16 protein-coding genes are annotated in these 20,326 nt (G+C 70.0%); 14 read left to right on the top strand and 2 right to left on the bottom strand.

Annotation, left to right across the window (positions count from 1 at the left end):
• Positions 1-89: 89 nt before the first annotated feature.
• Positions 90-1,067, bottom strand: coding sequence for a 2-dehydropantoate 2-reductase (locus tag G6045_RS12200; RefSeq protein WP_165331912.1), 978 nt, complete (start codon positions 1,065-1,067; stop codon positions 90-92).
• A gap of 186 nt (positions 1,068-1,253) precedes the next feature.
• On the opposite strand from G6045_RS12200, the gene G6045_RS12195 reads away from it, so the two are divergent.
• From G6045_RS12195 to G6045_RS12180, 5 genes are all read left to right on the top strand, one after another.
• The gene (locus G6045_RS12195) at positions 1,254-2,588 is read left to right on the top strand and encodes an OFA family MFS transporter (protein ID WP_165331911.1); all 1,335 of its coding nucleotides are present in this window, start codon (positions 1,254-1,256) and stop codon (positions 2,586-2,588) included.
• The gene (locus G6045_RS41985; protein WP_267913069.1) at positions 2,557-2,691 is read left to right on the top strand and encodes an MFS transporter small subunit; all 135 of its coding nucleotides are present in this window, start codon (positions 2,557-2,559) and stop codon (positions 2,689-2,691) included. Before G6045_RS12195 ends, G6045_RS41985 begins: the two co-directional genes overlap by 32 nt.
• 205 nt (positions 2,692-2,896) lie before the next feature.
• Positions 2,897-3,574, top strand: a complete 678-nt coding sequence (locus tag G6045_RS12190; protein ID WP_165331930.1) for a GntR family transcriptional regulator — start codon at positions 2,897-2,899, stop codon at positions 3,572-3,574.
• A 23-nt stretch (positions 3,575-3,597) separates the two neighbouring features.
• Positions 3,598-4,050, top strand: a complete 453-nt coding sequence (locus G6045_RS12185; RefSeq protein WP_165331910.1) for a DUF6153 family protein — start codon at positions 3,598-3,600, stop codon at positions 4,048-4,050.
• 124 nt (positions 4,051-4,174) lie between these two features.
• Positions 4,175-4,789, top strand: coding sequence for a DUF305 domain-containing protein (locus G6045_RS12180; RefSeq protein WP_165331909.1), 615 nt, complete (start codon positions 4,175-4,177; stop codon positions 4,787-4,789).
• Between the two features lie 50 nt (positions 4,790-4,839).
• Here G6045_RS12180 and G6045_RS12175 read toward each other — a convergent pair whose 3' ends face one another.
• Positions 4,840-5,664, bottom strand: coding sequence for an NAD(P)H-binding protein (locus tag G6045_RS12175; protein ID WP_165331908.1), 825 nt, complete (start codon positions 5,662-5,664; stop codon positions 4,840-4,842).
• Between the two features lie 255 nt (positions 5,665-5,919).
• On the opposite strand from G6045_RS12175, the gene G6045_RS12170 reads away from it, so the two are divergent.
• The 9 genes from G6045_RS12170 to G6045_RS41415 all read left to right on the top strand — a co-directional run.
• Complete coding sequence (locus G6045_RS12170; RefSeq protein ID WP_165331907.1) at positions 5,920-7,110, top strand: ROK family transcriptional regulator; 1,191 nt, start codon at positions 5,920-5,922, stop codon at positions 7,108-7,110.
• 301 nt (positions 7,111-7,411) lie between these two features.
• Positions 7,412-8,902 (top strand): sugar ABC transporter ATP-binding protein, encoded by a 1,491-nt coding sequence (locus G6045_RS12165; RefSeq protein WP_165331929.1) that lies wholly within the window; start codon positions 7,412-7,414, stop codon positions 8,900-8,902.
• Positions 8,899-9,945 (top strand): ABC transporter permease, encoded by a 1,047-nt coding sequence (locus G6045_RS12160; RefSeq protein WP_165331906.1) that lies wholly within the window; start codon positions 8,899-8,901, stop codon positions 9,943-9,945. The genes G6045_RS12165 and G6045_RS12160 overlap by 4 nt, the downstream gene beginning before the upstream one ends.
• Positions 9,946-9,994: 49 nt before the next feature.
• A complete protein-coding gene (locus G6045_RS12155) occupies positions 9,995-11,038 on the top strand; it encodes a substrate-binding domain-containing protein (protein ID WP_165331905.1) in 1,044 nt (347 codons plus the stop codon).
• 116 nt (positions 11,039-11,154) lie between these two features.
• Entirely contained in the window at positions 11,155-12,381 is a 1,227-nt protein-coding gene (locus tag G6045_RS12150; RefSeq protein ID WP_235967829.1) for a Gfo/Idh/MocA family protein, read from the top strand.
• Positions 12,382-12,427: 46 nt separating this feature from the next.
• Entirely contained in the window at positions 12,428-13,429 is a 1,002-nt protein-coding gene (locus G6045_RS12145; RefSeq protein ID WP_165331904.1) for a sugar phosphate isomerase/epimerase family protein, read from the top strand.
• A gap of 291 nt (positions 13,430-13,720) precedes the next feature.
• Positions 13,721-17,455 (top strand): ThuA domain-containing protein, encoded by a 3,735-nt coding sequence (locus G6045_RS12140; protein ID WP_165331903.1) that lies wholly within the window; start codon positions 13,721-13,723, stop codon positions 17,453-17,455.
• Between the two features lie 426 nt (positions 17,456-17,881).
• Complete coding sequence (locus G6045_RS12135) at positions 17,882-19,024, top strand: inositol-3-phosphate synthase (RefSeq protein ID WP_165331902.1); 1,143 nt, start codon at positions 17,882-17,884, stop codon at positions 19,022-19,024.
• 620 nt (positions 19,025-19,644) lie between these two features.
• Positions 19,645-20,326 (top strand): SCO3242 family prenyltransferase (locus G6045_RS41415; protein ID WP_235967830.1); only part of this gene is annotated, 682 nt, incomplete at its 3' end.

The raw sequence follows: 20,326 nt of genomic DNA, 5'->3' as shown, positions 1-20,326 counted from the left end.
TTTGTTGATCCGTGGAGCTCCTGGCGGCGGATGAAGCGGGACGGGCATACGGGAGCGATACGCCGCATGCCCGTCCCGGTCGTGCGGGGTCAGGCCGCGACGGCCGTGCCCTGGGCGAGGAGGTCCGAGATGGCCGCGACCGTACGCAGCGTCGGGACCTTGACGTCGGTGAACTCGGCCAGCTCCACCACGGCCGAGAGCAGGACGTCGAGTTCGAGCGGTTTGCCCTTCTCCAAGTCCTGGAGCGTGGAGGTGCGGTGGTCGCCCACGCGCTCCGCGCCCGCGATCCGGCGTTCGATGGAGATCTCCGGATGGCAGCCGAGCGCGGAGGCGACGGAGAGGGTCTCCGCCATCATCAGCTCGATCACCCCGCGCGTGGAGTCGTGCACGCACATCTCGCGCATCGTCGCCCGGGTCAGGGCGCTGATCGGGTTGAACGAGATGTTCCCGAGCAGCTTGATCCAGATGTCGTTGCGCAGATCCGGTTCGACCGGGCACTTGAGGCCGCCGGCCTGCATCGCCTCGCTGAACTCGAGGCAGCGCTTGGAGACCGAGCGGTCCGGCTCGCCGATCGAGAAGCGGGTGCCTTCGATGTGGCGGACGACGCCCGGGCCCTCCAGCTCGGTCGCCGCGTAGACCACGCAGCCGATGGCCCGCTCCTGCGGCAGTACGGCGGTCACCGAACCGCCCGGATCCACGCTCTCGATCCGCTTGCCGTCGTGCGGCCCGCCGTGGCGGTGGAAGTACCACCACGGAATGCCGTTCTGGGCCGCGATCACCGAGGTGTGTTCCTGGAGCAGAGGCTCCACCAGCGGCCCGCACGCCGCATAGGAGTTGGCCTTCAGCCCCAGGAAGACATGGTCGACCGGGCCGATGTCCTCGGCCCGGTCCGTCGCGTGCACCTGCGCGGTCCAGTCGCCCCGCGGGCTGTGCACCTTCACGCCGTGCTGCCTCATGGCCGCCAAGTGCGGTCCACGGGCCAGGAGATGAACGTCGGCGCCGGCGCGCTGCAGCGCCGCTCCGACGTAGGCGCCGATCGCACCGGCGCCGACAACTGCGACTTTCACTGTGAAGCTCTCCGTTCGGTCGAGGGAAGCCGATCAAGGGGAGCGAGGGCTTGTGGCCCGGAACTGGTTAGTGTCGACGAAATATTGTCTACAGTATGGGAACCATCCCGACAACCCACCGCGGAGAAGCGGAAGTTGTAGGCGTTTACTTTTCAACCACTGATCGGATGTCTAGGGTGCGCACGTATGACCCCTCCGATCGCCCCACCCGGTTGGAGCCGCTGGCTCGTCCCGCCCGCCGCCCTCTCGGTGCATCTGTCCATCGGCCAGGCCTACGCGTGGAGCGTCTTCAAACCCCCACTCGAATCGGCGCTCGACCTCACCGGCACCCAGAGCGCCCTGCCCTTCCAGCTCGGCATCGTGATGCTGGGCCTGTCCGCCGCGTTCGGCGGCACGCTCGTCGAACGCAACGGCCCGCGCTGGGCGATGACCGTCGCCCTGATCTGCTTCTCGTCCGGCTTCCTGCTCGCCTCGCTCGGTGCCGCCACCGAGCAGTACTGGCTGATCGTCTTCGGCTACGGCTTCGTCGGAGGTGTCGGCCTCGGCATCGGCTACATCTCCCCGGTCTCCACCCTGATCAAGTGGTTCCCGGACCGGCCGGGCATGGCCACCGGCATCGCGATCATGGGCTTCGGCGGCGGCGCGCTGATCGCCTCGCCCTGGTCGGCGCAGATGATCGAGTCCTTCGGCGCGGACAGCGGCGGCATCGCCCTGGCCTTCCTGGTGCACGGCCTCACGTACGCCGTCTTCATGTCGCTCGGTGTGCTGCTCGTCCGCGTGCCGCGGCCGAAGGAGACCGCGGACGGCAAGCCGCCGGAGCTCACCGGAGTCCAGGTCTCCGCACAACAGGCCATCCGCACCCCGCAGTTCTGGTGCCTGTGGGTGGTGCTCTGCATGAACGTCACGGCGGGCATCGGGATCCTGGAGAAGGCCGCCCCGATGATCACGGACTTCTTCGCGGACACCAGCACCCCGGTCTCCGTCTCGGCCGCCGCCGGATTCGTCGCGCTGCTCTCGGCGGCGAACATGGCCGGCCGCATCGGCTGGTCCTCGACCTCGGACCTGATCGGCCGCAAGAACATCTACCGGCTCTACCTGGGCGCCGGCGCGGTGATGTACCTGCTCATCGTCGCTTTCGGCGACTCCTCCAAGCCGCTGTTCATCCTCTGCGCCCTGGTGATCCTCTCCTTCTACGGGGGCGGCTTCGCGACCATCCCCGCGTATCTGAAGGACCTGTTCGGCACCTACCAGGTCGGCGCGATCCACGGGCGTCTGCTGACCGCCTGGTCGACCGCGGGAGTCCTCGGACCGCTGATCGTCAACTGGGTCGCGGACTCCCAGGAATCGGCCGGCAGGAGCGGGCCGGGTCTGTACGGCCTTTCCCTGACCATCATGATCGGGCTGCTCATCGTCGGATTCGTCGCCAATGAGCTGGTACGTCCCGTCGACCCGCGCCACCACCACATCCCGGCACAGCGAAAGGCCTCCGATGACTCCTCCGTCGAGCAGCAGTCCGCCTGACCGCCGTCCGCTGATCGCCTTTGCCTGGCTCTGGGTGCTGATCCCGCTGGGATACGGGATCTACGAGCTCGTACGGAAGGCCACCCAGCTCTTCACGGGCTGAAGCGGGCCAACGAAAACAGGGGCTGAGGTGCGCGAACGCGCGCCTCGGCCCCTGCTTTGCACACGGATGCGTATCCCTCTGTGACAAGGGCAACTTTTACCCACGCTGGAAATTGTGCTCGGTAGACTGTAGACGATAGCCAATGCCCATCCGTGAGGGGCGAGTTGACCGTGTGGCGGTGACGCCGCCCAGGAGGGGGATCGTGATGTTGTCCGCTGGACTGCCGCAAGGAGCAGTACCCAAACTCGAGCGGCCGGGTCCGCTGCGCGAGCGTGTCTATGTCGCGCTGCTCGAGCTCATCACGACCAGATCGCTGCGACCGGGCCAGCACCTTGTCGAGAGCGAGCTCGCCGGCCACCTCGGCGTCTCGCGTCAGCCGGTGCGCGAGGCCCTGCAGCGCCTGAACACCGAGGGCTGGGTCGATCTGCGTCCCGCGCAGGGTGCGTTCGTGCACGAGCCCACCGAGGAGGAGGCCGACCAGCTCCTCACCGTGCGTACCCTCCTCGAAGCGGAGGCGGCGCGGCTCGCGGCGGCGAACGCGGGCTCCGCCGGGATCGCCGCGCTCGAGGCGCTGTGCGAGAAGGGCGAGCAGGCCGTCGCCGACGGCGATGTGGACCTGGTGGTCGCGACCAACGCCGAGTTCCACGCCAAGGTCATGCAGCTGGCCGGGAACCTCGTGCTCTCCGAGCTGGCCGCCCGCGTCGACCAGCGGGTGCGCTGGTACTACACACCGGTCGCCCGCCAGCGCGGCAAGCAGTCCTGGATCGAGCACCGCGAGCTGATCGCCGCGATCTCGGACCGCGACGAACAGCGCGCCACGCAGGTCATGCGCGCCCACACCGAGCACACCCGCCGTACGTACCACCAGCGCGAGAACGGCTGAGTACCGCTGCGTACGATGAGCGCGTGACCGCAGCCCTGTCCACGAGGAGCCGCCCCGCCGGGCGGCTCCTCGTGCTGCTGGTCCTCGCCGTCCTGACCGGTGTGCTCGGGATGCACGCGCTGCCTCCCGGGGGTGTGCCGATGGCGCATCCGAAGGCCATGGCGCACGGCGGCGAGCGGGCGACCGTCGCAGGTCACGCGGCCGTCGCAGGTGACGCCACCTTCGCGGGACATGCGGCCGTCGCCGGCCAGGCGACCGTCCACTGCGCGCACGGCGGTCACGGCTCGCAGCACCTGGAGCACGCCGACGGCACCTGCGCGGCGGCCGGTATCGGCTCGCCCTATGCGCCGCCCGCGCTGACCACGGCCGTGGTCGACACACCCGCCGGGTCCGTGGTGCCGGCCGGTGTCTTCGCCGGCGCCGAGCGCGGCCGGGCTCCGCCCGATCTGGCTGAACTGCAACTTCTGCGTATATAGGCCGCTTTGCGCGGCGACCGCTCCGGCGTGCACCTCGCCGGGCGCTCCGCCGTGTTCGCGTACACCCTGTATTCGCGCATCCGCACGGCCCGCGGTGGCCGTGCGCGAAGGAGTTGCACCCCAGATGAAGAGCACACGTACCCTCATCCGCCGTACCGTCGCGGTCACCGTCGCCGGTGCCGCCGCGTTCGTCCTGGCCGCCTGCGGCGGCGAGGGCTCCACCGGTCACGGCGGCGGCCACACCTCGACGTCGCCGTCGGCCGAGCAGAGCAAGCAGAACGCCGCCGACGTCGCGTTCGCGCAGGGGATGATCCCGCACCACCGCCAGGCGGTCGAGATGGCGCAGCTGGCCCCCGAGCGGGCGCGGTCGACGGAGCTGAAGCAGCTCGCCGAACAGATCCAGAAGGCCCAGGACCCGGAGATCAAGACCCTGTCCGGGTGGCTGACCTCATGGGGCGAGGAGGTGCCCGCGGAGGGCGCATCCGGCCACGCGGGGCACGGCGGCACGGCGGGCATGATGACCGGACAGGAGATGACCGAGCTCGAGAACGCTTCGGGCAAGGCCTTCGACACGGCCTACATGGAGCTGATGATCAAGCACCACGAGGGCGCCGTGGCCATGGCGAAGACCGAACAGGCCGAGGGCGCCTACGCCCCCGCCAAGAAGATGGCCGACGCGATCGTCACCTCGCAGTCCGACGAGATCGAGCGGATGAACACGATGCTCGGCAAGGACTGACCCCGGGCAGGTGAGGGGGCGGGCGCCCGAGGGTGTCCGCCCCCGCCTCCTCAGGCGAACGCGTCCGCGTGCTCCGATGCCCAGGTGCGGAACGTCCGCGGCGACCTCCCCGTGAGCTGCTCCACCGTGGGCAGCACCTTCGACTCGTCGAGCGTGCCGTCCACGTAGAAGCGGAAGAAGGCGTCCACGTACGCGGCGGGCATCTGCGCGCTCATCTCGGCCCGCGCCTCGTCGTCCGGCTGCCCGACGAAGGTCAGCTTGCGCCCGAGCACGTCGCCTAGGATCTCCACCCGCTCCTCGGGCAGCAGCGACTCGGGACCGCTCAAGGTGTACGCCTTGCCTTCGTGGCCGGGGGAGGTGAGGGCGAGGGCGGCGACCGCGCCGATGTCGTACGGGTCCAGGGTCGCCTGCCGTACGTGGGCGAACGGGGCGCGGATCACGTCGCCGGCCGCCAACTGCTCCTTCCACTGCAGGGCGTTGGCGGCGAACGCGCAGGGCCGGATGAACGTCCACGGCAGTCCGCTCGCCTCGACCGCCTCCTCGGATTCCTTCATGTAGCGGGTCACCGCGTTGCTCCGCTCCCCGCCCGGGACCGAGCTGCTGGACAGCAGCACCACCCGCTCCACTCCCGCGTCCGCGCACCTGGCGAGGGTCTCGGGGAGCCGCTGATAGCCCGGAAGCAGGAAGATCCCCCGTACGCCGTCGAGGGCCGAGGCCACCGAGGCGGGATCGTTGAGATCGCCGGGGACGGGCAGGGCGCCGTCCGTGCGGGGCAGGCCCTTGCGGCTGAACGCCCTTACGGGCACGTCGAGTCGGCGCAGGTGACGGACGACTTCCGAGCCGACATTGCCGGTGGCGCCGGTGACCAGGAACATGCGGGACCTCTCCCTGTTGCGTCGGATGACCCCACCCCAACAAGGACGCGGCGGGCTGTCCACCCCGTACCGAACCGTGGACCCGGCGCCGCCGATACGGCCGTCCCACCGGGCCCGTTCGCATCTTTGTCCTGTGCGTGGAGAAAGTTGTACTGGATTCCTGCGCAACTTCTTCCCCCTCAGGTCAACCGCTGCTACTTTCCCCTCGAAAGCCAGCGGATGCCGGAGTACGGCGGGAGGGGCGGCGTGAGACGAATGACGGCTCGACCCGCGAACGCGCACCAGGCGCGACTGCTCCGTCTGCTGCGTGACGGCGGGCCGAACTCACGGGCACAACTGGGCGACCAGGTCGACCTGTCCAGGTCGAAGCTGGCCGTCGAGGTGGACCGCCTCCTGGAGACCGGTCTGGTCGTCGCCGACGGCCTGGCCGCCTCGCGCGGCGGCCGCCGCTCCCACAACATCAGGCTCGCACCGGAACTGCGCTTCCTCGGCGTGGACATCGGCGCGACCTCCGTCGACGTGGCCGTCACCAATGCGGAACTCGAGGTGCTCGGCCACGTCAATCAGCCGATGGACGTCCGTGAGGGCCCCGTCGCCGTCTTCGAGCAAGTCCTCGCCATGGCCGCCAAGTTGAAGGCCTCGGGGCTCGCCGAGGGCTTCGACGGGGCGGGCATCGGCGTCCCGGGACCGGTGCGCTTCCCCGAGGGTGTTCCGGTCGCTCCGCCGATCATGCCCGGCTGGGACGGCTTTCCCGTACGGGAGGCGCTCAGCCAGGACCTCGGCTGTCCGGTCATGGTCGACAACGATGTGAACCTCATGGCCATGGGGGAGCAGCACGCGGGCGTCGCCCGCAGTGTGCACGACTTCCTCTGCATCAAGATCGGCACCGGTATCGGCTGCGGCATCGTCGTCGGCGGCGAGGTCTACCGCGGCACGACGGGCAGCGCCGGCGACATCGGCCATATCCAGGTCGAACCGGACGGCAGGCCCTGTGCCTGCGGCAACCGGGGCTGTCTGGAAGCCCACTTCAGCGGTGCGGCCCTTGCGCGAGACGCCGAGGAGGCGGCCCGTTCGGGACGTTCGCCGGAGCTCGCGGCGCTCATCGAGGCCGAGGGATTCGAGGGCAGACTCAGCGCCGCCGACGTGGCCACCGCCGCGGCCGCGGGTGACGCCGTCGCCCTGGAGCTGATCCGCGAGGGCGGCAACCGGACCGGGCAGGTCATCGCCGGTCTCGTCAGCTTCTTCAACCCGGGGCTCGTGGTGATCGGCGGTGGTGTGACCGGACTCGGCCACACACTGCTCGCCGCCATCCGTACCCAGGTGTACCGCCAGTCGCTGCCGCTTGCGACCGGCAATCTGCCCATCGTCCTGGGCGAGTTGGGGCCCACCGCCGGAGTGATCGGCGCGGCCCGGCTCATCAGCGACCACCTGTTCTCGCCGGCCTGATCCACGAGGCCGGCGCGCACCACCCGGCACGGCTGCACCACCGCTCCGTACGGCACCCGGTACGTCCCGTACGGCCACAGCATCACCCATGCCTCTGGCAACACTCGTACCCCTGGCAACACCCGCACCCGTAGAGCCGCCCCTACCCGTCGAGCGAACGACTCAGCCCCACCCCATCCGGACCCGCGCCCGGTACGACGCGCGGCTTTGCCCTGCCCGCTCACCCGGCATGGACCGCCCTTTGAGGGGATATGTCATGGCACCAGAGCAAGACCGAGCACCACAGCCGCCCTTGCTGCTCATGGACGGCATCACCAAGTCCTTTCCCGGCGTCCGCGCTCTCGACGGCGTCGCCCTCGAAGTGCTGCCCGGTGAGGTGCACTGTCTGCTCGGGCAGAACGGCGCCGGCAAGTCCACCCTGATCAAGGTGCTCGCCGGCGTCCACCAGCCCGACGGCGGTGAGATCCGCTGGCAGGGTGAACAGGTCGCCCTGCGCTCGCCGATCGCGGCGATGCGCCTGGGAATCGCCACCATCTACCAGGAGCTCGACCTCGTCACGCATGTGTCCGTGGCCGAGAACGTGTTCCTCGGGCACGAGCCGACCAGCGCCGGTTTCGTCGTAAGGGCCGGCGAGGCGAAGGAAGCAACGCGCAAGCTGCTCAAGCGACTTGGGCACCCGGAGATCGACCCGGGCACGCTCGTCGGCAACCTTTCCGCCGCCCATCAGCAGATCGTCTCGATGGCCCGCGCGCTCTCCCACGACGTACGCCTGATCGTGATGGACGAGCCGTCCGCGGCGCTCGACCCGGACGAGGTCGAGAACCTCTTCCGCATCGTCGCCGACCTCACCGCAGACGGCGTCGCCGTCGTCTACATCTCGCACCGCCTCGAGGAGATCCGCCGGATCGGCGACCGGGTCACCGTCCTCAAGGACGGCCGGGCGGTCGCCGTCGGACTGCCGGCCAAGACCACCCCGACCAGCGAGGTTGTCTCCCTGATGACCGGGCGCGACGTCGAGTACATCTTCCCCGAGCGGCCCACCGCGGCTGCGAACGGCAAGGTGCTCCTGAAGGCCGAAGGCCTTTCGCGCGACGGCGAGTTCGCGCCGCTCGACCTGGAGATCAGGCCCGGGGAGATCGTCGGCCTCGCCGGCCTGGTCGGCTCGGGGCGCTCCGAGATCCTGGAGACCATCTTCGGTGCCAGGAAGGCCAGTTCGGGCCGCGTGCTCGTGGACGGCGAGGAAGTGCGGCCCGGCAGCGTGCGCGCCGCCGTACGCGCGGGGCTCGGGCTCGCTCCCGAGGAGCGCAAGCACCAGGCGCTGCTGATGCTGGAGTCCGTCACGCGCAACGTCTCGGTCTCCTCCATGTCCCGTTATTCACGCGGCGGTTGGCTCAACCGCGGCGCCGAGTTCGTCGCCGCGCAGAAGGCGGTACGCGAACTGTCGCTGCGGCCCGACAACCCCGACGTGCCCGTGCGCACCCTCTCCGGCGGCAACCAGCAGAAGGCGGTACTCGCCCGCTGGCTGCTACGTGGCTGCAAGGTGCTGCTGCTCGACGAACCCACCCGCGGTGTCGACGTCGGAGCGCGCGCCGAACTGTATGCCGTCATCCGGCGGCTCGCCGACGAAGGCCTCGGAGTGCTGCTCGTCTCCAGTGAAGTCCCCGAGGTGCTCGGTCTCGCCGACCGGGTGCTCGTCCTGCGCGAAGGACGCGTGGTGCATACGGCACCCGCGCAGGAGCTCGACGAACACCGCGTACTCGATCTCGTGATGGAAGGGAGCCCGGCGACATGACAAGCCCTGTTTCGAAGGCGGAGCAGAACGGCCCCGGGGCCGGGCCTGTGCTCGCCGAACCCGAGGCGCCCAAGGCGCCAAGCCCTCGGCGTATCGCCTTCGCCCGTGCTGATCTGCGCACCCTGTCCCTGGTCGGCGTGCTGATCGCGCTGATCATCGTCGGCGGTATCACCAAGCCGGACAACTTCCTCGAGATCGACAACCTCCAACTGGTCCTCACCCAGGCCTCGGTCATCGGTGTGGTCACGGTCGGTATGACCTTCGTGATCATCAGCGGCGGTATCGACCTGTCGGTCGGCGCGCTCGTCGCCCTCGCCTCTGTATGGGCGACGACCGTGGCCACCCAGGAGTTCGGCTTCTGGGGCATCCTGTTCACCGCGGTGCTCGTCGGTGTCGGCTGCGGACTCGTCAACGGGGTCCTGATCTCGTTCGGCGGGATGGTGCCCTTCATCGCGACCCTGGCGATGCTCGCGGCCGGCCGCGGCCTCGCGCTGCAGATCACCGGCGGCAACACGCAGACCGTCACCATCGACTCCGTCCTGGAGCTCGGCTACCGGGACGCCTACATCCTGGGCATCCCGCCGCTCGTACTGATCTTCGCGGGCGTGGCGATCATCGGCTGGCTGGTGCTCAACCGCACCACCTTCGGCCGCCGCACGGTCGCCGTCGGCGGCAACGACGAGGCGGCACGCCTGGCCGGCATCGATGTCCGCAGGCAGCGGCTCTACGTGTATCTGCTCTCCGGACTGTGCTGCGGCATCGCCGCGTTCATGCTGATCGTGCTCTCCGGCTCGGGCCAGAACACCAACGGCAACCTCTACGAACTCGACGCCATCGCCGCCTGCATCATCGGCGGCACCCTGCTCAGCGGCGGCCGGGGCACGATCGTCGGCGCCGTACTCGGTGTGCTGATCTTCCAGACGATCACCAACATCTTCATCCTCAACAACCTGGAGAGCGCGACCCAGCAGATCGCCAAGGGCGCGATCATCGTCGCCGCCGTACTGGTGCAGAACCGCACATCGCGCAACCAGACCACTTAGCCCACGCCCACATCCCCCGTCGTACCCACCTTCCAGCGAAGGGTTCGTCATGCCAGAGATCACGAGCCGCAGAGGGCTGCTCTTCGGGGCCGCCGCCATCTCGACCGGTGCGGTCCTCACCGCGTGCACCAGCAATGAGCCGAGCGACAAGGAGAACGACAAGCCGTCGGAGGCCCCGGTCGCCGACGACAAGCCCGGCAAGGAAGTCACCATCGGCTTCGCCGGACCGCAGGCCGACCACGGCTGGCTCAACGCGATCAACGACAACGCCCGCAACCGCGCCAAGAAGTACTCGGACGTCACGCTCGACATCACCGAGGGCTCCAACGACGCGGCCGCCCAGATCGGCCAGATCGACTCGCTGATCAACAAGAAGGTCGACGTCCTGGTGATCCTGCCGGCCGACGGCAAGGCCATGACCCAGGCGGGCCTCAAGGCCATGCGCGCCGGCATCCCGGTGATCAACCTGGACCGGATCTTCTCCTCGCCGCAGGCCTACCGCTGCTGGATCGGCGGCGACAACTACGGCATGGGCCTCAACGCCGGGCATTACATCGGCGAGAAGCTCAAGGACAAGCCGGACGCCAAGGTCATCGAGCTCGCGGGCATCGACAACCTGGAGCTCACCCAGCAGCGCACCAAGGGCTTCGACGACGCCCTGAAGAACTACCCGAACATCAAGAAGGTGGCCCGCCAGGCCGCCGAGTTCACCGTCGAGTCCGGCCAGGCCAAGATGGCCACGCTGCTCCAGGCGCAGAAGAGCTTCGACGCCCTGTGGAACCACGACGACGACCAGGGCGTCGGCGCCCTGCAGGCCATCGAGCAGGCCGGCCGCGACGGCTTCCTGATGGTCGGCGGCGCGGGCGCGGCCAGCGCCTTCGACCACATCGAGAAGGACGACGGCGTGCTCAAGGCCACCGTCCTGTACCCGCCGACCATGGCCGCGTCGGCCATCGACCTGGCGCGTGCGCTCGGGCAGGCCAAGGGCATCGGCGGTATGGCCGAATTCGAGATCCCGTCCTCGGTCACCTTGTACTCGGCCGTCGTCGACAAGACCAACGTCGCCCAGTACAAGCCCACCGGCTTCAAGTGATGCGGACTCGGGCCCCGGGCCTCGTGGGCCCGGGGACCCGCGCATCCGCACCTGGTGCCGCAGTCGTCCCCCGGCAGACGACTGCGGCCCCGCAGGCCGACTAGGAGGAATCCCGTATGGAGGACGTGCAAGGCAAGCAGGAGTCCGCTGCCGTCAGGCGCGGCGGGCTCGGCGTGGGCATGGTCGGCTACGCCTTTATGGGCGCCGCCCACTCCCAGGGGTGGCGCACCGCGGGACGGGTCTTCGACCTGCCGCTGCAGCCCAGGCTCGCGGCGATCTGCGGACGGGACGCGACGGCCGTGCAGGCGGCCGCGGACCGGCACGGCTGGGCCGCCGCCGAGACCGACTGGCGGGCGCTGATCAACCGTGACGATGTGCAGCTCGTCGACATCTGCACACCGGGCGACAGCCACGCGGAGATCGCGATCGCCGCGCTGGAAGCCGGCAAGCATGTGCTGTGCGAGAAGCCCTTGGCCAATACGGTCGAGGAGGCCGAGGCGATGCTGGAGGCGGCCGAACGGGCCGCTGCACGCGGGCAGTTGGCCATGGTCGGCTTCAACTACCGCCGGGTGCCCGCCATGGCCCTCGCCCGGCAGATGGTCGCCGACGGCAGGATCGGCGCCATCCACCACGTACGCGTGACGTATCTGCAGGACTGGCTGGTCGACCCGGAGTTCCCGCTGACCTGGCGCCTGGAGCGCGAGCACGCGGGGTCGGGGGCGCTCGGCGATCTCGGGGCGCACATCGTGGACCTCGCGCAGTACGTCACCGGATCGCAGATCACCGGAGTCTCGGCGCTCACCGAAACGTTCATCCGGGAGCGTCCGCTGCTCGCCGGTTCCTCGGCCGGCCTCTCGGGGGCCGCGTCGGGGGAGCGCGGTCAGGTCACCGTGGACGACGCGGCGCTGTTCACGGGCCGGTTCGCCAACGGGGCGCTCGCCTCCTTCGAGGCGACCCGGTTCGCGACCGGACGCAAGAACGCGCTCCGGCTCGAACTCAACGGTGAGAAGGGCTCGTTGGCCTTCGATCTGGAGCGGCTCAACGAGCTCGAGTTCCACGACCAGACCCTGCCCGCCGGCACGGCCGGATTTCGGCGCATCCTCGTCACCGAACCCGAGCACCCGTATCTGGAGGCCTGGTGGCCGCCGGGTCACGGTCTCGGCTACGAGCACACCTTCGTCCACCAGGCCCGCGACCTCGTGCACGCCATCGCCTCGGGCACCGCGCCCGCGCCGTCCTTCGCGGACGGGCTCCAGGTGCAGCGGGTGCTCGCGGCGGTCGAGGAGAGCGCGGCCAAGAACTCCGCGTTCACCGCCATACCGGCCCAGGAGGCCCGGACGTGAGCCGCATGAGCCCTGTGCACCGCATACCGGTCGAGGAGGCCCGGATATGACCCGCCCGTTCACCCTGTTCACCGGCCAGTGGGCCGATCTCCCGCTCGAAGAGGTCTGCGCGCACGCCCGCGACTTCGGCTACGACGGCCTCGAACTCGCCTGCTGGGGCGACCACTTCGAGGTCGACAAGGCCCTCGCGGACCCCGCGTACATCAAGGGGCGCCACCAGCTCCTGGAGAAGTACGGCCTGAAGTGCTTCGCCATCTCCAACCACCTCGTCGGCCAGGCCGTCTGCGACTCGATCATCGACGAGCGCCACCAGGCCATCCTGCCCTCGCGCATCTGGGGCGACGGCGAGGGCGAAGGCGTACGGCAGCGCGCGGCCGCCGAGATCAAGGACACCGCACGGGCCGCCGCGGCCTTCGGGGTCGACACCGTGATCGGCTTCACCGGCTCCTCGATCTGGCATCTCGTCGCCATGTTCCCGCCGGCGCCCGAGTCGATGATCGAGCGCGGCTACGAGGACTTCGCCGAGCGCTGGAACCCGATCCTCGACGTCTTCGACGCGGAGGGCGTGCGCTTCGCCCACGAGGTGCACCCCAGCGAGATCGCGTACGACTACTGGACGACCGTACGCGCGCTTGAGGCGGTGGACCGCCGCCCGGCCTTCGGTCTGAACTTCGACCCGTCGCACTTCGTCTGGCAGGACCTCGACCCGGTCGGCTTCCTGTACGACTTCCGCGACCGGATCTACCACGTGGACTGCAAGGAGGCCCGGCGCCGCCTCGACGGCCGCAACGGGCGGCTCGGCTCGCATCTGCCCTGGGGCGACCCGCGGCGCGGCTGGGACTTCGTCTCCGCGGGACACGGCGACGTGCCCTGGGAGGACGTCTTCCGGATGCTCAACTCCATCGGCTACGAGGGTCCGATCTCGGTCGAGTGGGAGGACGCCGGGATGGACCGCCTGCGGGGCGCCCCGGAGGCACTGGCCAAGCTGAAGGCGTACGACTACGAGCTGCCGACGGCGTCGTTCGACGCCGCGTTCGGCAGCGACTGAGCGCGGGCCCGCAGGGGCCCGGTGGTCGTCCGCGACCCCGGGCCCCCGCTCCGGCCTGCCCGGAAACAGGCCGTCCGTCAGGCCGCTGACCTCGGCGAACAAGGCTTTGTCCTTAGCCGGGAAAAAGTTCAACTTCCTTGCTGCACAACGTCTTTCGGAAGTGGACGAACCCGGCTACGGTCCCTGAGGTGTACAGGACATGAGTCGCTCGGGGTGACGGCGCACCCCGGCCCCTTTACCGCACGTCACCGCACCCGTTCCGTACGGCCCACCCGTTCCCGGAGGGACTTCGTGCACAGAAGCAGAGATCTCACTCCAAGAGCCGTCAGTGCCAAGAAGCGTCCGAGACTGCGCACCACCCTCGCCCTGTTCACCGGCCTGCTGCTCGCCGTGGGCACGCCGGCGAGCATCGCCGGAGCCCACCCCGGCCACCCCGAGCACGACGAACAGCCGGCCGCCGCCGAAGGGCAGTTCCAGCAGGTGCCGCTCGCCAAGGGCGAGCCCGAGACCGGCGAGCCGATGTCGCTCGCCGTACTGCCGGACCGCAGCGTCCTGCACACCTCGCGCGACGGCACACTGCGCCTGACCGACCAGGGCGGTGTCACCAAGGTCGCCGGCAAGATCCCCGTCTACAGCCATGACGAGGAAGGCCTGCAGGGCGTCGCCGTCGACCCGGACTTCAAGAACAACCGGGCGATCTTCCTCTACTACGCCCCGCCGCTGGACACCCCCGCGGGGGACGCCCCGGAGACCGGCACCGCCGAGGACTTCAAGAAGTTCGACGGTGTGAACCGTCTCGCCCGCTTCACCCTCAACGCCAACGGCACGCTCGACATGGCCAGCGAGAAGAAGGTCATCGACGTCGCCGCCTCGCGCGGTCTGTGCTGCCACGTCGGCGGCGACATCGACTTCGACGCGCAGGGCAACCTGTACCTGTCGACCGGTGACGACACCAACCCCTTCGCGTCCGACGGGTACACCCCGATCGACGACCGCGAGGGCCGCAACCCCGCCTTCGACGCGCGGCGCAGCTCCGGCAACACCAACGACCTGCGCGGCAAGATCCTCCGGATCAAGGTCGCCGCGGACGGCTCGTACACCGTCCCGGAGGGCAACCTCTTCGCCCCGGGCACCGAGAAGACCCGTCCCGAGATCTACGCGATGGGCTTCCGCAACCCGTTCCGGATGAGCGTCGACGACAAGACCGGCATCGTGTACGTGGGCGACTACGGCCCCGACGCGGGTGCGGCTTCCGCGACGCGCGGCCCGGCAGGGCAGGTCGAGTTCGCCAAGGTGACGAAGGCCGCCAACTTCGGCTGGCCGTTCTGCACCGGCAACAACGACGCGTACAACGACTACGACTTCGCCACCAAGGAGTCCGGTCCGAAGTTCGACTGCGCCAACCTGAAGAACACCTCGCCGCACAACACCGGCCTCACGGATCTCCCGCCGGCCCAGGCCGCCTGGATTCCGTACGACGGCGGCAGCGTGCCCGAGTTCGGCACCGGCTCCGAGTCCCCGATGGCGGGCCCGGTCTACCGCTACGACCCGGACCTCGACTCCAAGGTGAAGTTCCCCGCGTCCTATGACGGTGACTTCTTCGCGGGTGAGTTCGGCCGCCGCTGGATCAAGCCGATCTCGCAGAACGAGGACGGCTCGGTCAAGGAGATCAAGACCCTGCCGTGGACCGGCACGCAGATCATGGACATGGAGTTCGGCCCCGACGGCGCGCTCTACGTCCTCGACTACGGCGTCTCCTGGTTCCAGGGCGACGAGCACTCCGCGCTCTACCGGATCGAGAACGCCGAGGACGGCTTCTCGCCGCTCGCCGAGGTCAGCGCCGACAAGACGTCCGGACCGGCCGGTCTCAAGGTCAAGTTCACCGGCTCCGCGAAGGACGCCGACTCGACCGACCTGACCTACAGCTGGGACTTCGGCGACGGTACGAAGGGCGAGGGCCTGACCCCCACCCACCAGTACAAGAAGATCGGCACCTACACGGTGACGTTCACGGCGAAGGACCCCGAGGGCAACACCGGCAGCGCCAACGCCCGCATCGTCGTCGGCAACACCGAGCCCAAGGTGAAGATCGACATCCCGGGCAACGGCAGCCTGGCCGAGTTCGGCAAGCCCGTCCCCTTCAAGGTGACGGTCACCGACCCCGACGAGACGGTCGACTGCTCCAAGGTGAAGGTCGCCTACAGCCTCGGCCACGACTCCCACGCCCACGAGCTGACCAGCGAGATGGGCTGTGAGGGCACGCTGACGCCGCCTCCGGGCGACGGCGGGCACGACCCCAACGCCAACATCTACGGCGTCGTCGGCGCTTCGTACACCGACGGCGGCTCCAACGGCCAGGAGGCGCTGACCGGTACGGCCCGCGCCGTGCTCCAGCCGCTGCACCGCCAGGCCGAGCACTTCGGCAAGCAGTCGGGCATCCAGACGTACGACAAGGCCGGTGCCAACGGCGGCAAGACCGTCGGTGACATCAACGACGGCGACTGGATCTCCTTCAGCCCGTACAAGTTCTCCGGGCAGAAGAAGATGACCGTACGGGCCTCCTCCGGCGGCGCGGGCGGCTTCGTCGAACTGCGCACCGGCTCGCCCACCGGGCCGCTGCACGGCTCCGCGTACATCCCGCCGACCGGCAGCTGGGACACGTTCCAGAACGTCGACGTGCCGCTGCGGGCCCTGCCCGCCAAGACCACCGAGATCTACCTGGTCTTCAAGGGCGGCGAGGGCGCGCTGTACGACGTGGACGACTTCGAGTTCTCCACCGAGCCGTATCGGGCCGGCAAGAAGGTCCTGGTCTTCTCCAAGACCGCCGGCTTCCGGCACGACTCCATCCCGACCGGTGTCGCCGCTCTGAAGGAACTGGGCGCGCCCGCCGGCATCACGGTCGACGCGACCGAGGAGGCCGGACAGTTCACCACCACCAACCTCGCCAAGTACGACGCGGTGGTCTTCCTGTCCACCACGGGTGACGTCCTCAACGAGGCGCAGCAGAAGGCCTTCGAGGGGTACGTGGCGAACGGCGGCGGCTACATGGGCGTCCACGCGGCCGCCGACACCGAGTACGACTGGGAGTTCTACGGCGGCCTCGCCGGCGCCTACTTCGAGTCGCACCCGGCCATCCAGAAGGCCACGGTCCGCGTCGAGGACCACGACCACCCGTCCACCGCGCACCTCGACACCAAGTGGGAGCGCACCGACGAGTGGTACAACTACCGCACCAACCCGCGTGACAAGGCGAAGATCCTCGCCACCCTGGACGAGACGACCTACCAGGGCGGCACCATGAAGGGCGACCACCCGATCGCCTGGTGCCAGAGTTACGGCGGCGGCCGCTCCTTCTACACCGGTGGCGGTCACACCAAGGAGTCGTACGCGGAGCCGGCGTTCCGCACCCATCTGCTCGGCGGTCTGCAGTACGCCTCCGGCCAGGTGAAGGCGGACTGCAAGCCGGACACCGGCTACCGGGACATCTTCAACGGGGAGACCCTTGAAGGCTGGAAGCAGGCCGGTCCCGGCAAGTTCAACGTCAAGGATGGGGTCATGGAGACCGAGGGCGGCATGGGGCTGCTCTGGTACCAGGCCAAGGAGCTCAAGTCGTACTCCCTGAAGCTCGACTGGAAGATGCAGGGCGACGACAACTCCGGGATCTTCGTGGGCTTCCCGGCCTCCGACGATCCGTGGTCCGCGGTGAACAAGGGGTACGAGATCCAGATCGACGCCTCGGACGCGGCCGATCGCACGACAGGAGCGGTCTACTCGTTCAAGTCGGCGAACATCAAGGCCCGTGACCAGGTCCTTCGGCCGCCCGGCCAGTGGAACTCGTACGAGATCAGGGTCCAGGGGGAGCGCCTCCAGGTGTTCCTCAACGGAGTCAAGATCAACGACTTCACCAACACGGACCCCGCGCGGAGCCTGACCGACGGCTACATCGGTCTGCAGAACCACGGCGCCGCCGACCATGTCTCCTTCCGCAACATCCAGTTGAAGAACCTGCCCGTTCCGGGCGCCTAGTACGGCGTCGGGCGGCGGACGCCGGACCTCCGCCCGACGTCTCAGGTCCTGTCGCCTCCGGGTGAGCTGGACCAGGCCGGACCGGCTGTCCCCGAATTGATCACGGGGGCGGCCGGGCCCGGTCCGTCTCTTCCGGCGACAACCAGCGACTACCGGTGACTGGCGGCATGGTCCGTCGGTGGCCGGGATCTGTCCGGTGGCCGGCGTCTCCTACCGCCGGCGGCCGGGCTGTCCGGCGGCTGGGCGGCGTATGCCGACGGCGGCCGGGACCTGGCGACTGGGCGGTGGACGCCGACAGTGGCCGGGACACCTGGCGGCTGGGCGGCACATGCCGACAGCGGCTGGGATCACCTGGCGGCTGGGCGGCTCACTCCGACAGCGGCCGGGACTATCCGGCAATGGTCCGTGCACGACAGGAGGCTCCCTGTGTCCACGTCCACATCCCCCCAACCGCCCTCCACCGCCCCCGCCTTGGGGGTGTGGCTGATCGGTGCCCGCGGCTCCGTCGCCACCACCGTCGTCGCCGGCGCGGCGGCCGTCGCCGCCGGGCTGCACCCGGCGACCGGCATGGTCACCGAAACGCCACCCTTCGCGGACTGCTCGCTCGCGCCCGTGGGGTCGCTGGTGTTCGGCGGCCACGACACCAACAGCTGCCCGCTGCCCAAGCGCGCCGAGCACCTGGCCGCCGGGGGAGTGCTGCCGTACGGTCTGCCGGCCGCGGTCGGCGCCGAACTGGCCGCCGCGGACGCGGAGATACGGCCCGGCGGCCCGCTTCCGGGCGACGCGCGCTCGGACGAGGAGCTGATCGGCGCCTTCGCCGCGGACATCACGGATTTCGTACGGCGGCGGGGACTCGCCCGGGCCGTCGTGGTGAACGTGGCCTCGACCGAGCCCCTGCCCGGCCCCGACTCCGAGCGGCTGCCCGTCAGCTCGCTGTACGCGGCCGCCGCACTGCGGGCCGGGCACCCGTATGTCAACTTCACGCCCTCCACGGGGATGCACCACCCCGCACTGGCCGACGAGTCCGCCACCTCGGGGATCACCTGGGCCGGGCGGGACGGCAAGACCGGCCAGACGCTGCTGCGTTCCGTCCTCGCGCCGATGTTCCTGCAGCGCGCACTCGACGTACGGGCCTGGTCCGGCGCGAACCTGCTCGGCGGCGGCGACGGTGCCGCGCTGGCCGACCCCGCCGCGGCGGCCGCCAAGAACGCCGGCAAGGAGCGTGTCCTTGCCGATGTGCTCGGCGCCGCGCCGCAGGGCGAGGTGCACATCGACGACGTCCCGGCGCTCGGTGACTGGAAGACCGCCTGGGACCACATCGCCTTCGACGGCTTCCTCGGCTCGCGGATGGTGCTCCAGACCATCTGGCAGGGCTGCGACTCGGCGCTCGCCGCACCGCTGGTCCTCGACCTGGCCCGGCTGGTCGCGCGCGCCGGTGAGATGGGCCTGACGGGTCCGCGCCCGGAACTCGGCTTCTATTTCAAGGACCCGGACGGCGAATCCTCCTCCCTCGGCGAACAGTTCACCCAACTTCTCGCCTTCACCGAGCAGTTGCGGGCCACCCGATGAACGGCGGTCGCGTCCGCCTCCTGTCTCTGGCGGGCGCGCTCGCGTTGGCAGGGGTCGCGGCGGCGGCTTGGTCCGGGGCGGGACGGGGTGGCGGTCGTCGGGCCCCAGTCGTCACCGGTGGGGCGGAGACCGCCGACGGCACCGTTGACGCCGCGTCGCCGAGCGATCCGGGAACGCGGCCCGGGCCGCCTGGAACCGGTCGTGTCTCCGCTGGGGAGAACGTTGTCAGCGGTACGGGGGACGCGCCGGGGGAGAGCGGTACGCCCCCGGAGCCGGGCGGCGCGCCGCTGCGGGAACGCGAGGCGGCATCGGACGGCGAGGCGCCAGGTGTCGTGCCGTTGTGGGACCGCGGGGTGGCATCGGGCGGTCAGGTGTCGAGCGACGTGCCGCTGGGGCTCCGCGAAGGGGCATCGGGCGGTCAGGTGTCGAGCGACGTGCCGCTGGGGGATCGCACCGTCGCTGCGCGCGGCCGGGCGTCCGGCGCCTCGCCGCTTGGAGGCGCCGTCTCCGACGGGCAGCCGAACCCCGCGCACCGGCCCGGCACTGTCCCGTACGCGAAGGCGCACGTCGATGCGGACCCACCACGCCACCGCCCTCGCCTCGGTGACTGGGCCGAACTCCTGCGCGTCTCCGCCTTGTTCACCGTCCCTGGCGACGCTCTCGCCGGCGCCGCCGCCAGTGGTGCGCGGCCACGGGGACGCACCCTGGTCGCGATCGCCTCCTCGCTCTGTCTGTACGAGGCCGGGATGGCCCTCAACGACTGGGCAGACCGCGAGGTCGACGCCGTGGAACGCCCGCACCGGCCGCTGCCCTCGGGCCGTATCACCCCGTTCGCCGCGCTCTCCGCGGCCGCCGGACTCACGGCGGCCGGGCTTGCGCTCGCGTCGCTGGCCGGGCGGCGTCCGCTCGCCGTCGCGGGCGCGCTGGCCGGCACCGTATGGGCGTACGACCTGGGCCTGAAGAACACCCCGGCGGGCCCGCTCGCCATGGCCGGCGCCCGTTCGCTCGACCTCCTCCTCGGCGCCGTCGCCACCACCGGGCGGGTCCGGCCCGCGCTGTCCGCCTCCGCGCTGCTCGGCGCCCACACCTTCTCCGTCACCACCGTCTCCCGTCGCGAGGCGGAGGGCGGCTCAACCCTCGCCCCGCTGGCGGGACTTGCGGTCACAGCGGTGCTGGCGCGTGCGGTGGCGCACGGACGCGTGGGGAGCGGTGAGCCGAGGCCGGGCGCAATCGGCCCGGCAGCCGGTGCGAACGCGCCTGCCTCGGACACCCTCCGCCGAACGCCCCCACCCCACCCGCTCC

Source organism: Streptomyces mesophilus (genome assembly GCF_011044995.1).
Taxonomy (GTDB): domain Bacteria; phylum Actinomycetota; class Actinomycetes; order Streptomycetales; family Streptomycetaceae; genus Streptomyces; species Streptomyces mesophilus.
Note: the sequence above shows the minus strand (reverse complement) of the source record. Positions and strands in the feature narration are given on the sequence as shown.

What these genes read in the sequence shown, in the direction of transcription:
- G6045_RS12155 (WP_165331905.1), top strand. Translation starts at nt 9,995, where the DNA reads ATGCCAGAGATCACGAGCCGCAGAGGGCTGCTCTTCGGGGCCGCCGCC.
- G6045_RS12160 (WP_165331906.1), top strand. Translation starts at nt 8,899, where the DNA reads ATGACAAGCCCTGTTTCGAAGGCGGAGCAGAACGGCCCCGGGGCCGGG.
- G6045_RS12150 (WP_235967829.1), top strand. Translation starts at nt 11,155, where the DNA reads ATGGAGGACGTGCAAGGCAAGCAGGAGTCCGCTGCCGTCAGGCGCGGC.
- G6045_RS41985 (WP_267913069.1), top strand. Translation starts at nt 2,557, where the DNA reads ATGACTCCTCCGTCGAGCAGCAGTCCGCCTGACCGCCGTCCGCTGATC.
- G6045_RS12145 (WP_165331904.1), top strand. Translation starts at nt 12,428, where the DNA reads ATGACCCGCCCGTTCACCCTGTTCACCGGCCAGTGGGCCGATCTCCCG.
- G6045_RS12165 (WP_165331929.1), top strand. Translation starts at nt 7,412, where the DNA reads ATGGACGGCATCACCAAGTCCTTTCCCGGCGTCCGCGCTCTCGACGGC.
- G6045_RS12180 (WP_165331909.1), top strand. Translation starts at nt 4,175, where the DNA reads ATGAAGAGCACACGTACCCTCATCCGCCGTACCGTCGCGGTCACCGTC.
- G6045_RS12175 (WP_165331908.1), bottom strand. Translation starts at nt 5,664, where the DNA reads ATGTTCCTGGTCACCGGCGCCACCGGCAATGTCGGCTCGGAAGTCGTC.
- G6045_RS12195 (WP_165331911.1), top strand. Translation starts at nt 1,254, where the DNA reads ATGACCCCTCCGATCGCCCCACCCGGTTGGAGCCGCTGGCTCGTCCCG.
- G6045_RS12190 (WP_165331930.1), top strand. Translation starts at nt 2,897, where the DNA reads ATGTTGTCCGCTGGACTGCCGCAAGGAGCAGTACCCAAACTCGAGCGG.
- G6045_RS12170 (WP_165331907.1), top strand. Translation starts at nt 5,920, where the DNA reads ATGACGGCTCGACCCGCGAACGCGCACCAGGCGCGACTGCTCCGTCTG.